Genomic DNA, 13,107 nt, shown 5'->3' on the forward strand with positions numbered 1-13,107 from the left:
AACCTTTGTTCCCTGTTCTGTTTATATTTTTGGCTTGGCCTGGGTTGCGCCAGGCTCAGTTATTTGATTTACATCACCCATCATTACCCTGTTGCCTCCAACGTGGAGCTGGGTGATACCGTTCACCATGCTGATACCGGTCACTAATCCACGGGTGTATGTGCTTGCATCGATGGATGTGCCGTTGCCGTCAACGGCATTCACGCTGTAAGCGTATATTCCGGCCGGTACCGGATTTCCTTTGTGATCTTTCGCATCCCACTTGATGGTCTGTTTGCCGGCGCGGGTGTGGCCCTGATCCAGGCTTCTTATCACGTTGCCGTCCTTGTCCAAAATGTTGACTGTAACTGCGGACGCTTCAAATGGAAGTTCATATGAGATATCAGAAGCGATGCCGCTTCCGACGTGTATCGAATTTCCGTTTGCTTCAATCTCTTTGCCGATGATGTTCAATGCCTGTGTGTTGTTAAGCGAGCTTGAAAGCGTCTGCAGTCCTACAAGGTTGTCGTTCACGCTGAACAGCTGTTCAAGCGAGCTGAACTGCGCCATCTGTGCGGTGAATTCAGTATTGTCCATCGGGGAAAGAGGGTCCTGATTTTTCAACTGCGCGAGAAGAAGAGTCAGAAACTGATCCTTCCCCATCATCGCCTCTTTTCTAGCTTTGCTTGCCGCCGTTGTTGCGCTTGCGCCAGCTGTTTGAGTACCTGTTGTTGCCGCCGTATTCATCTAAATAACCTCCTTGATTACGCGGTGACGTACACCGTGGAATTCCTTACCGCTCTTCGCGCTTCCGCTTTTTCGGAAACGATAGTCTCTTCGCTCTTTACAGCTTCAGAATCTTTAAATCCATCCAGATATGCTGCTTTTTCCCTGTAATCATCATTCGCGTTCCCGGACTGTGAAAATTTGGTCTGCTTGTCATTTATATCGACAGTTATCTCTTCCACGTTCACGCCCTGGTCTGCAAGGATCGCCTTAAGCGAGTTGATGTTTTCCTCTACGATCTTCTTTACCTGGCTGTTTTCAACTACTATCGAGCCCTTCACTATCGCGTCCTGAACAACTATTTTGATATCAACAGAGCCGAGATTCGCGGGGGTAAGGGATATTCTCGCTTCAGTTTTGTTCGGAAGAGAAAGGATCTTCGCCTTTTCAACTATCTGGTTGAATACCTTGTCGGCTGTTGTCTGCCTTGGAACGTCCCTAAGCTCTTTGGTTTGGCCCGCGGATTCAACGGTGTTTGTTAAGCCTGTCTGCGCGGCTGAACCGAGCGCGTTGCCTTTATTATCAGTGACTGTTCCCTTTGCCGCGGAGTTTTGCACCGCTCCATGGAGAGCGGTCTTGACATCTTCGACCATATTTCCGGTAGAAGAAGTATTTTGCTTGCTGTTTTCATTTACGCTGTTTTTAAATTCATCCTGCGTAACCTTGCTCTCAGCCGCCTTTCCGGAAAGGAATGGACTGTTGTTGCGTTCTTTTGTGTCGTTGCCGCTTGCCGATTTGTTTTCGATTTGGATCGACTCTATTTTCAGTTCGCTTGCAAGCGCGTCAGCCTGTTCGGTCGATAGATCGAGGAGCTTTGCAAGCTTTTCCGTTGCGTCGGCGCCTGCGACCAACTCTGCGTCAGTTTGTATGTCCATCTGTGAGGCGATCAATTCATTGAGATCTATCGTCTCGCCGTTTTGAAGGACGGCCATGAGTGAATTATTCGAATTTTTATCTATCTGAATTTCAACTTCGGCAAGTTCCTGAACGGAAATCCCCAGGAGTGCTGAGAGTTTTGATAGCTGTTCGTCGCTCAGATTGAGCTTTTCTGCAAGTTCTGCCATTGTGATCGTTTTTTTGTCAACACTCTTTACCGCTTCGGTGGCGGTATTTTCTGTATTGGATGTTTCCGACACAGTCTTTACATCCTCTCCCTGCGGGTTCACGGTTTCGGTTTGAGCATTATTTTCAGTTGCTGGGCTGTTTTCGGATTTTTCGATTACGCTTTTTGCTCTCTCCATGACCGATCTTTTAGGATCAATGTTTCTGCTCTTGTGTGTGTTTTCAGAAGAGGTCTTGGGTTTTACCGATTCCCTGGCTTCTAACCTGTGGTTTGCGGAGCTTTCCAGCGAGTTTTCGAAAACTGCCTGGAAGCTTTCGTTTGCATTGCTCTTCCCCATGCTGTTGCTGAATAAACCGGCCTGCTGGGCAACACCCATGAACATGTTTAAATCAACTTTCATATCCTGTTTCATAAATTCCTCTTTAGTTTTTCGTTTCGTTAGCCGAATATATAAACAACGTCTGTGCCAATTCCATAACAGGCAAAAAAACAATAAGATATCTGCTCACGTCTCTTAATACAGGCAGATGAAATGAGGAAAAAGTTGCCTCCGGGGGCAAAAAATACCGTTTCTGGCCTCCTTTCCCACTATGCCAGGGAGTTTTTGCCTACCCCACCACCTGGTCGATATTCATGCTTCTTTGGCATGAGAATTTCACTTGCTGATGTATACAGTTGTAAAGCTGGCTTTTTGACGAATTTGGCATTTTTTCGGGTGAAGGACAAGTGTGATTAGAACATGGTATCTAACGCATTGAAATATAAAGATATATATAAAAACACAAATTAGGCACGTTGATTGCTTATTAATAAGGAAGAAATGGTTTTTTATAGGAATTTTGACGGTAATGAATATATTTGGACTTGAATCAAGGGCGCTTAAGGTTGCGGAGCGGTCGCTAGACCTGGTCTCGAAGTCGACCATGGCGGTAACCTCCAATATTGCCAATAGCGAAACGCCCGGATATACGGCGATGAAAGTGGAATTTGAAAAGAATTTCGACCGGGCTTTGAGTTCAGGGAGCAACCCGGATATTGGAAGGGGCGGGATGTTATTAACGGATCCAAAACATATCCCGCTTTCAGGAATTGAAGATGTTCAGGGAATGGTAGATTCGGTAAAGACGGGCGAAAGGATAGACGGAAACACGGTAAACCTCGACGAAGAGATCACCGCGCTAAAGGAGCTCAACCTGAAGTACTCGCTTTACAGCAATATTTCGGGCATGGAGCTAGGCAGGCTGAAAGAAGCCATTAAATAACGAAATTGATTTATTAAGAATAAGGAGAAACCGCAATGGATCTATTAACCGCAATGAAAATAAGTTCTTCAGGTTTAAGCGCACAGCGGACGAGGATGAATGTGGTTTCAAGCAACCTCGCAAACGTGAACACCACACGGACGCCTGAAGGGGGTCCATACCGCAGGAAACAGGTGATGATGGGCGCCGTCCCGGTGGAGCAGAACGGTTTTCAAAAGGTCTTGTCGAGCGAGATAAGCGAGCCGAAGGTTCTTGGGATCGAAGAGGACCAGAGTGAATTCCAAAGGGTATACGACCCTTCGCATCCCGACGCGGATGACAAGGGCTACGTCTATCTTCCAAATGTAAATGTAATGAAAGAGATGGTGGATATGCTTTCTGCCACCAGGGCGTATGAGGCAAACGCGGCCGTTATTGGAAGCGTGAAGGATATGGCACAAAAGGCCATTGATATTGGAAACAGGTAAACGGGTAGAGCAGGGCGAATTAAGGAGGGAAAATGATTGACCAGTTGAGAGAAGCGCTTTTGGCTTTCATCAGAGTATTCAATGGTTTGCCTATCGGCAAACGGATAGCGCTTTCGGCCGTCGGCGTATTTATGATAGTAGGCATTCTGCTGACGGCTTATCTTTCGGGGGGGGATAATTACACTCTCCTTTACAGCAATCTTTCCCAGGAAGACACGCTTGCCGTTACCGAAAAATTGAAGGAGAGACTGGTTCCATTCAGGCTTGATAATGGCGGTAAGGTCATAATGGTATCCACAAAGAATATTTACCAGCTAAGGCTGGAGCTTGCTGGCGAAGGCATCCCTTCCGGTGGCGGCATCGGGTTTGAGCTTTTCGATCAGTCCACTTTCGGAATGACGGAGTTCATACAAAACCTGAATTTCAGAAGGGCGTTGCAAGGGGAACTTCAACGCACAATAAATTCAATCGGCATTGTAAAGTCGTCAAGGGTGCATATAGTAATTCCAAAGGATTCCTTCTTTGAAGAAGACAGGAAAAAAACTACCGCTTCTGTAGTCCTTGAACTCCGCGGAAACAGAAGACCGTCGGATGAACAGATACAGAGCATACTGAATCTGGTGGCCTCTTCTGTCGAAGGTCTTGATCCGAACAGCATCACGGTGGTCGACCACAAGGGTAACCTTTTGAGCTTCCCCGAAGAGGACAACGATGTTCACCGGCTTACCGTAAAACAGATGGAGTACAAAAGCGCGATAGAGAACAACCTCGAAAGCCGAATCCGCACAATGATAGAGCGGATATCGGGCAAAGGAAAAGTTGTGGTGCGCGTAAGCGCTAAAGTGAATTTTAGGCAGACACAGCAGACCGAAGAGATATACGATCCAAACAGCCAGGTGGCGCGGAGCGAACAGAGGCTGGAAGAGAAATCGACCGGCGCGTCGATGCCGTCTGGTATTGCGGGCGTGCAGAGCAATCTTCCTGCAGAGGCGCAGGCAGAGGCGGCTTTATCAAGGCCTGCAACAGCCAGCAAGGTAAATGAAACCGTAAATTACGAGATCAACAAGACGGTGAAGACCATAATGGAGCCGACATCGGAACTCGAAAAACTCTCCGTTGCGGTTTTGGTTGACGGAAAATATACAGAGACGCAAAATAGTGATGGAGCGATGGTGCGCACTTTCCAGCCACTTGGCGACGAGGAGAGGGCGCGAATAGACAGTTTGGTACGGTCAGCTATCGGCTTTGATCCTGCAAGGCAGGACAAGGTGACGATTGAGAGCATGCAGTTTGATACATCCGATATCATGGGTGAAATAGGAACGATGGGAACTATGGCTGAAGGCGACTTTATAATTTCGATGGTTAAATATGCCGGCGTGGGCATATTGGGAATTGTCATATTCCTCATGGTTGTCCGCCCGATAATGGGGTGGGTATCCGGTTCTACCGCGGAAGTTGAAGAGCTTAAGACCTTCCCGAAGACATTGGCAAAGATGGAAGAGGAGCTTGAAAACCTCATCATCAAGGAGGAGTCGGCTGTTCCGTTCAAGGAGAGGGTTTCCCAGCTTGTTGCTGAGAATCCCGAAGCCGCGGCAAATCTTGTAAGGGCATGGCTGAAAACCAGAGGGTGATAAAGGAATAAAAGATGGCGAAAAAACAGGACAGGATAGCGCAGCTCTCCGGCCCGGCAAAAGTGGCCGTATTGATGGTCGCTCTCGGTGACGAGCTGGCAGCGAAGGTTCTAAACGGTTTGGATGAAAAAGAGGTCAGTCAGGTCGGTAATCAGATGTCCTTCATGGAAAGCGTTACCCCTCCGATGATAGAAGGAGTTTCAAAGGAGTTTTTCGAATCTCTTGAAGGTGGGGAAGGGGGCGTTCTTCGCGGAGGCTCCGATTTCCTTCGGAAGATGCTTTTGCGGAACATGGATCCTGACAAGGTGAACGAGCTTCTCGGAAGAATTACCGCCAGCGGCGGAACGGAAGAGTTGTCGGGCGGCCTTGAAGCGGTGCGCCATCTTGAGCCGAAGATACTTGCCGGCTTTTTGAAGAGCGAACATCCGCAGACAATAGCGATAATTCTCGCCCATCTTGATGGGAGCATGGCGGCAGAAACGCTAAAACTGCTTCCTGAACGTTTCCAACCGGAGGTAATTTTACGGCTTGCCACTCTCGACAGGGTAGGGCCGGGCGTTCTAAAGGATCTTGATACTGCGCTTGCGGTGGAGTTTCAAACTACTGGTGCCGCTGAAGGGAGCCAGCTTGGCGGTGTTGAGAAGTGCGCTGAAGTAGTCAACGCTCTCGACCATAATCTTGAAGTCACCATCCTTTCGGAGATTGAATCGACGCACCCCGAGCTTGCGGAAAATATCAGACAGCTCATGTTCGTCTTCGAAGATCTTAGTTCGGTGGATGATCGGGGCATGCAGACCATTCTCAAGGAAGTTAATAACGAGGATCTTATTCTTGCTTTGAAAACTGCATCCGATTCGTTAAAGGAGAAGATATTCAACAACATGTCCAAGCGCGCAGCAATGATGATGCAGGAAGACCTTTCAGCTATGGGGCCTGTGAAACTGGCCGATGTTGAAAAGGCTCAGCAGTCGATTATAAGAACCGTAAAGGGCCTTGAAGAGGAAGGAAAGATAGTCCTCGCGGCGGGAGGAGAAGAGCTTGTCTAGCAGAAACAAAAGGGTATCTTCGGATTCCACATATTACGCAAGGGTTTATCCCACTCCCGAAGAGGGTATATTCAAACCGTTCGGTCTTGGCCGTTTCGAGGAAGTCGAAGTTGAACGCCTGGAAAAGAAGGTCATTGCCCAAAGGGAGTTCAAGCCGGAGTTTGAAGGGAGAAAGGAAAAGGAGTTCATTCTCGGTGGATTCGAGTTTGAATACCACGGCGGTTATCAGATAGACCAGCTCCTTAAAAAGGTTGAAGACGAGGCAGAGGCGATGATGAATGAGGCCAAGGCGAGGGTCGAAAGCATCGAATCGGAAGCAAGGGAAAGGGGCTATAACGAAGGTTTTGAAAAAGGGAGAGCGGACGGCTACAAGGAGGTCGAGTCTCTCATGGAATCGATAAGCAACTCGATAAAACTCCTTGAAGGCGAAAGGGAGGCTTTTTTCAATAAATCGGAAAAGGAAATGGTGGATCTGGTCGCCCTCACCGCTTCGGAGGTTATCGCTGGAGAGATAAAGACCGGCCCCGAAGTCATAAAGAACATAATCCGTGATACGGTGAAAGACGTCCATTCAAGACAGCAAATCACAATAAAGATGAATCCCGCCGATCTCGGTTTGGCAAAGGACCTTTCCGGAGAGCTGATACAAAGTTTTGAGGCTATAGAAGGGGTGAGCCTTGTAGGCGATCCTTCCATAACAGCGGGCGGCTGTGTTGTGGAAACAAACATTGGAGTGCTTGATTCAACACTCGAAAACAGGCTGATGTCCATTTACAAGGACCTTCGCCAGAAAGTATATCTGTGAGCAAGGAAATAGATTTTTCAAAATTCAAAGAGGCTGTTCGCGGCGCAAAAGAAGCCACGCATGTCGGCAAAGTTACAAGAATAGTAGGTCTTGTTATAGAAGGTGAAGGCCCGGATGTACCCCTGGGGTCGGTTTGCAGGATATTTCCGCGTGACGGTAGCAAACCGATCGAGGCGGAAGTTGTAGGTTTCCGTGAGGACAGGGTTTTGATGATGCCTCTTTCGGCACCGGGCGGGCTAAGTCCAAATTGCAGAATTGAGGCAAAGCAGTCCAGGGCCTCGATAAAAGTTGACGATTCAATTCTTGGAAGAGTTCTTGACGGGCTTGGAAATCCTATCGACAACAAGGGGCGCCTCACATGCGAGAATGAAATGCCTCTCTATGCAGAGCCTATAAATCCGCTGCAAAGAAAAAGAATTAAAGAGCCTATTGATCTTGGAGTTAAGGCCGTCAACGGGCTTTTAACGGCAGGCCGCGGACAGAGGATCGGTATTATCGCCGGCACAGGCGTAGGCAAGTCGGTACTTCTGGGGCAGATGGCGCATTTTACCGACGCGGATGTAACCGTGATAGGTTTCGTCGGAGAGCGTGGAAGAGAAGTAAGGGAATTCATTGAGAAAAATCTCGGTGAAGAGGGGATGAAGAAGACTGTAATAGTTACAGCAACGTCTGACAATACGCCGCTCGTAAGACTTCGCGCGGCGTACACTGCCACTGCGATAGCGGAATATTTTCGCGAAGAGGGGAAGGATGTCCTTCTCATGCTTGATTCACTTACGCGATTTTCAATGGCGCAAAGGGAGATAGGGCTTTCGATCGGCGAGCCCCCTGCAACAAAGGGTTATCCGCCGTCTGTGTTCGCTTTGTTGCCGAGACTTCTCGAACGAGCGGGCACAAAAGGTGATGAACAAGGTAGCATCACCGGGATCTACACGGTTCTAGTGGAGGGAGATGACCTTGCGGAGCCGATAAGCGACGCCTCTCGCGCCATTCTGGACGGGCACATTGTTTTATCAAGAAGCCTTGCTTCTCGCGGGCATTTCCCGGCGGTGGACGTTCTCGGTTCCATCAGCAGGGTCATGGTTGACGTCGTTCAGCCGGAGCATATGGGAGCGGCCATGAAACTTAGAAAACTTGTCGCGGTTTACAAGGACGCGGAGGAACTTATTAATATCGGAGCCTATGTTAAAGGTTCCAATCCTGAAATAGACAACGCCATAAACAAAATGGGAAAGATAAACTTGTTTTTACAGCAGGGGATGCACGAAAAATCTACTTTACAGGAATCGATCACCGGCCTGATGGGGATAGTGTAAATGTATAAATTCAAACTGGCTCCACTACTCAGGCACAGGAAAAGGCAGGAAGACGAGAAGATGCGCGAGATGTCGGTGATAAACAGGAAAATGGTGATCAACACCGAGCTGTTGCATAAACTCACCGAGGGAAGGGAGAGCGAGCTGGACAAGTTCACGCAAGCGAGCGGAACGGCTCACAACGTGGCGCTACTTAGGGTTTACCAGGATTTTCTAGCGGGGAGGGACTCCGATATCCTGCACAAAAAGATGGAGTTACGCCAAGTTGGCGAACTGCTTGAAAAGAAGCGGAGCGAGCTGGCTGAATATGTAAAAAGACGACGAGTGTTGGAGATCCTGCGCGACAGGCAGGAGGAAGAGTACAACCTTGAAGCGGAGAGGCGCGAGCAGAAGGAGCTCGACGATATTTCAAACCAGCTATTTCTGCGGGAGGCATGGTGATAAAAAGATTTTTTCTGATCATACTTCTGGTGAAGGCATCTCTTGTGCTGTTTCTTCTTTTTGGAGGGGAAGATCTGCTTCCGGAAGCATCCGCACAGAATGAAGGAGCCTCTGCCCAAACTCCCCAGGAGAAACTCAAGCTGGAACTTTTCGAGGAGATGAAAAAGAAACAGGAAGAACTCGACAAGAGAGAAGAGATGTTAAACCGCAGAGAGGACAGGACCCGCGCCCTCGAGCTTGATATGAGCAAAAAAATAGACGAATTGAAAAGATTGCAGGTAAGGATAGACGACCTGATAAGGATGAGGGACGATTTGGAGAAAACCAATGTTGCGAATCTTTCAAAAACATACTCAATGATGGCCCCAGATGAGGCCGCGGCGAGATTGAAAACTATGGATAGAGCAATTGCCCTTCAGATAGTCGGACAGATGAAGAGTAAAAATTCAGCGAGAATACTAAGCAGCCTTGACCAGGCGACCGCGACCGAATTTTCCGAACAGCTTGCGAAAAGAAGATTTGAATAGACGCCTGAAGAAAAATCTTTTCAGCGCTGGTAGAAATTTGATATTCGCGTGAAAAGTTGATAAAACATATCCCATGGCAACAAGCGAGGATAGTTTGGAAAAAAAGGTTGAGAGAGTGTTTTCCGACGAGGAAAACAGGAGAGTTGACGGGATTCTTTACCGGGAGCTGGATTTTGGCGGAATGACCACCCAGTTTCTGTTGCATATCGTCTCATCAGGGGTGATTATCAGCGACAAGAATATTGAGCCCCTCATGGAGTACATGGAAAAGCACGGCCCGAAAGGAAACGCCTGACATAGTTCGGCGGCTCCTTTGGCCCTGTAATCCCTGTTCCCCCTTTCTTTATCGCAATCTCGGCAGGAGAATAATGTGCGTAGCGCAGGGGTAACCTGTTGTATATATAGGTGATATCCTGATCTATGAGTGCTGATGGTTAAACATATTCAGAACTTTTCCGGATATTCACTAATATTGGTCTCCGCTCTTCAACCTTTGCCCCTAAGTAGGATATCCCATTCTTTTTGGATGAAAAAAAAGTATAATACCCACTTTAATTTTCGGGAGAGTGATGACATATAAAAAACGGACGCACAGTTGCGGAGTTCTTGGAGCGGGCAACGTAGGCGACAAGGTTACTTTAAAGGGTTGGGTTGCCACCAGGCGCGATCACGGGGGGCTTATCTTTATTGACCTTCGCGACAGGGAGGGTATCACCCAGGTGGTGCTGAATCCCGAGATCGATCAGATAGCACACCAGAAAGCGCATGAGATACGCTCGGAATATGTTCTGGAGATAACCGGAAATGTTTCAAAGCGACCCGAAGGGACGATAAATAAAAATCTGAAGACCGGAGAGATAGAGATCTACGCTGAAGAGCTGGTTATCCTGAACAGCTCGAAGACCCCTCCGTTTCCGCTTGAAGAGGCTGAAGAGATTGGCGAGATGATGCGCCTTAAATACAGGTATCTCGATCTCAGGCGAAAGAAGATGCAGGAAAACATCGAGTCCCGATCAAGGCTCGTGCGAATAATAAGGAATTTTCTCGATTCAATGGGATTTCTCGACATCGAAACGCCGATGCTTACGAAAAGCACTCCAGAAGGTGCGAGGGACTATCTTGTCCCGAGCAGACTCTACGCCGGGAAGTTTTTCGCGCTTCCGCAGTCCCCTCAGCTTTTCAAACAGCTTTTGATGGTTTCCGGTTTCGAGCGTTACTACCAGGTCGCGAAATGTTTTCGCGACGAGGATTTGCGCGCCGACCGCCAGCCAGAGTTTACCCAGATAGACATGGAGGTTTCATTCCTTTCGAGCGGAGAGATCCTCGATCTGATCGAAGAGATGTTTGTTTTGATATTCAAGGAGATGAAGAACGTAGAGATAAAGAGGCCGTTCCCCAGGATATCCTGGCACGATGCGATGCTGAAATACGGCAAGGACGCGCCCGATACAAGGTTTGAAATGTTTATCAGCGATATCTCCGGGCTTGCCGATGAATCGGAGTTCAATGTTTTTAAAGGGGCGCTGAAAAGCGGCGGAGTGGTTCGCGGTCTTGCCGCACCCGGCATCACGGAATACAGCCGGAAGGATATGGACGACCTCACCGAAGAGGCAAAGACGTATGGCGCGAAGGGTCTGGCGTGGGTGAAGATAATGCCGGACGGCGCATATAATTCCCCGATAACGAAATTCTTTCCCGGTGACCTGCTCGATCGTATTAAGGAAAAGCTCGGCGCGAAAAATGGCGATACAATGCTCTTCCTTGCCGATAGCGAGGAGGTTGTCTGCGCGGGGCTTGCCCATATACGCCTGCTGATGGGGAAGCGCAACGGCCTGATGGATGATTCCGTTTTCGCCATGACATGGGTTGTAGATTTTCCGATGTTCCAATGGGACGAGACCGAAAAGAGGTTCAACGCCATTCATCATCCTTTCACCACGGTCAAGCCGGAGCATAGGGAACTGCTGAAAACAGATCCGAAAAAGGCGCTTACAGACGCATATGACATAGTTCTCAACGGGAGCGAGGTCGGTGGAGGCTCGATACGTATACATGATATGGAATTACAGAAAGAGGTCTTTTCGATACTCGGCATTGGTGATGAAGAGGCAAAAGAGAAGTTCGGCTTCCTGCTCGACGCTCTTGAATACGGCGCCCCGCCGCACGGAGGTTTGGCTCTCGGTCTCGACAGGCTCGCCATGATCATCACAGGTTCCCAGTCCATTCGCGACGTGATCGCCTTCCCGAAAACGCAACGCGCTCTTGATCTGATGGTAGACGCACCTTCGCCTGTCTCGGACAGGCAGTTAAAGGAGCTCTCGTTAAAGACCACTATCAAACAGGCATAGCGGTATCGACATGGATCACCTGAATCCGGCAGGAGAGGTAAAGACAAGGTTCGCGCCAAGCCCTACAGGGACGCTACATCTCGGCGGAGCGCGCACCGCCCTTTTCAACTGGCTCTATGCCCGAAACAGAAAAGGGAAGTTCGTCCTCAGAATAGAGGATACCGACACCGAGCGTTCCACCCGTGAATCTGTGGATGAGATACTCGAATCGATGAAGTGGCTCGGCCTTGACCACGATGAAGGCCCCTATTTTCAGAGCGAGCGCACCGGCCTATATTCTGAAAAGGTTGATACGCTCTTGAAAGAAGGTAAAGCGTATCGCTGTTATTGCACAAAGGAGGAGCTGGACGCCAAGCGCGAAGCGATCCAGAAGGCGGGGGGCAAACCGCTGTATGACAGGAAATGCAGGGAGCTGGGCGAAGGGGATGTCTCAAAGCCTCATGTGATACGTTTCAAAATGCCGCTTAAAGGGAGCACCGTTTTTATCGATTCCCTGCGGGGCGCGGTTGAAGTCGAGAATTCGGAGATGGACGATTTCGTAATAAGACGCACGGACGGCGGTGTGATCTACAATCTTGTTGTCGTTATCGACGACGCCGAAATGGGAATAACAAACGTCATACGGGGGGACGACCATATTGCGAATACGCCAAAGCAGGTGAATCTGTATAAGGCGTTCGGATATCCGGTGCCGGAGTTCACTCACGTTTCGATGATCCTCGGTAAGGACAAGAAGAGGCTGAGCAAGAGGCATGGAGCCGATTCGGTTCTGGCCTTGCGCGACTCCGGGTACGTGAGCGACGCGCTTGTAAACATGCTAGCAAGGCTTGGCTGGAGCAGTGGCGATCAGGAGGTATTCTCCCGCGAAGAGATAGTGGATAAATTTTCTCTGGCGAACATCACCATGTCGTCCGCGGTTTTCGATATGGAAAAGCTTCTGTGGCTGAACGGTCAGCACATCATGCGCATGGATGATGGCCGGCTGGCGGACGAGGCGTTGCCGTTTGTGAAAAAAAATCATCCGAACGCCGACCGGGAATCGCTGATAAAGATCCTCCCGCTCCTAAAGGAGCGCGCGAAAACGCTTGTCGATCTTGCGGATGGAGCGGAATTTTATTTTGCCAACGAAGTCGTTGTAGACAAGGGCGCAAGGGAAAAGTTCCTGACAGCCGCGCACCTCCAGTATCTGAAGGATGTTGCGGAGCTGATTGAGAAGCATGGCGTTTCGGACGCCGAGGTGTTGAATGGCGAGTTCAAGAATCTTGCCGAACGAAATTCCACAAAGATGAAGGATATCGCGCAGCCGGTACGCGTCGCCCTCACGGGGAAGACGGTCTCTCCGGGGATATTCGAAATGATGTCGATCATCGGCAAGGATGAATCGTTGAAGCGAATACGTGCTTTGCTGTAATATCTGATTGCGATAGTTCATT

At 49.1% G+C, this 13,107-nt stretch carries 13 protein-coding genes; 11 read left to right on the forward strand and 2 right to left on the reverse strand.

Annotated features, from left to right (window positions below; all coding sequences use genetic code 11):
• Window positions 1-21: 21 nt before the first annotated feature.
• Complete coding sequence (locus OEY64_05000) at window positions 22-726, reverse strand: flagellar hook assembly protein FlgD (protein ID MDH5542305.1); 705 nt, start codon at window positions 724-726, stop codon at window positions 22-24.
• A gap of 17 nt (window positions 727-743) precedes the next feature.
• Entirely contained in the window at window positions 744-2,240 is a 1,497-nt protein-coding gene (locus OEY64_05005) for a flagellar hook-length control protein FliK (protein MDH5542306.1), read from the reverse strand.
• Window positions 2,241-2,676: 436 nt separating this feature from the next.
• Here OEY64_05005 and flgB point away from each other — a divergent pair, with 436 nt between their 5' ends.
• The 11 genes from flgB to gltX all read left to right on the forward strand — a co-directional run bounded on the left by flgB (window position 2,677) and on the right by gltX (window position 13,085).
• On the forward strand, window positions 2,677-3,090 hold the full coding sequence (flgB, locus tag OEY64_05010) for a flagellar basal body rod protein FlgB (protein ID MDH5542307.1): 414 nt from the start codon (window positions 2,677-2,679) through the stop codon (window positions 3,088-3,090).
• A 35-nt stretch (window positions 3,091-3,125) separates the two neighbouring features.
• The gene (gene flgC, locus OEY64_05015; protein ID MDH5542308.1) at window positions 3,126-3,557 is read left to right on the forward strand and encodes a flagellar basal body rod protein FlgC; all 432 of its coding nucleotides are present in this window, start codon (window positions 3,126-3,128) and stop codon (window positions 3,555-3,557) included.
• A gap of 32 nt (window positions 3,558-3,589) precedes the next feature.
• On the forward strand, window positions 3,590-5,191 hold the full coding sequence (fliF, locus tag OEY64_05020; protein MDH5542309.1) for a flagellar basal-body MS-ring/collar protein FliF: 1,602 nt from the start codon (window positions 3,590-3,592) through the stop codon (window positions 5,189-5,191).
• Window positions 5,192-5,205: 14 nt separating this feature from the next.
• A complete protein-coding gene (gene fliG / locus OEY64_05025) occupies window positions 5,206-6,237 on the forward strand; it encodes a flagellar motor switch protein FliG (protein ID MDH5542310.1) in 1,032 nt (343 codons plus the stop codon).
• On the forward strand, window positions 6,230-7,042 hold the full coding sequence (locus OEY64_05030) for a FliH/SctL family protein (protein MDH5542311.1): 813 nt from the start codon (window positions 6,230-6,232) through the stop codon (window positions 7,040-7,042). The genes fliG and OEY64_05030 overlap by 8 nt, the downstream gene beginning before the upstream one ends.
• A complete protein-coding gene (locus tag OEY64_05035) occupies window positions 7,039-8,358 on the forward strand; it encodes a FliI/YscN family ATPase (protein MDH5542312.1) in 1,320 nt (439 codons plus the stop codon). Before OEY64_05030 ends, OEY64_05035 begins: the two co-directional genes overlap by 4 nt.
• Entirely contained in the window at window positions 8,359-8,799 is a 441-nt protein-coding gene (fliJ, locus tag OEY64_05040; GenBank protein ID MDH5542313.1) for a flagellar export protein FliJ, read from the forward strand. It begins immediately after the preceding gene.
• Window positions 8,793-9,326: a hypothetical protein gene (locus OEY64_05045; GenBank protein MDH5542314.1), complete on the forward strand. Its 534-nt coding sequence runs from the start codon at window positions 8,793-8,795 to the stop codon at window positions 9,324-9,326. The genes fliJ and OEY64_05045 overlap by 7 nt, the downstream gene beginning before the upstream one ends.
• A 94-nt stretch (window positions 9,327-9,420) precedes the next feature.
• Window positions 9,421-9,621 (forward strand): hypothetical protein, encoded by a 201-nt coding sequence (locus OEY64_05050; protein MDH5542315.1) that lies wholly within the window; start codon window positions 9,421-9,423, stop codon window positions 9,619-9,621.
• A gap of 274 nt (window positions 9,622-9,895) precedes the next feature.
• Window positions 9,896-11,674: an aspartate--tRNA ligase gene (gene aspS, locus OEY64_05055; GenBank protein ID MDH5542316.1), complete on the forward strand. Its 1,779-nt coding sequence runs from the start codon at window positions 9,896-9,898 to the stop codon at window positions 11,672-11,674.
• A 10-nt stretch (window positions 11,675-11,684) separates the two neighbouring features.
• Window positions 11,685-13,085, forward strand: a complete 1,401-nt coding sequence (gene gltX, locus OEY64_05060; protein MDH5542317.1) for a glutamate--tRNA ligase — start codon at window positions 11,685-11,687, stop codon at window positions 13,083-13,085.
• Window positions 13,086-13,107: the final 22 nt, after the last annotated feature.

The organism is Nitrospinota bacterium (genome assembly GCA_029881495.1).
Lineage (GTDB): Bacteria > Nitrospinota_A > UBA7883 > JACRGQ01 > JACRGQ01 > JAOUMJ01.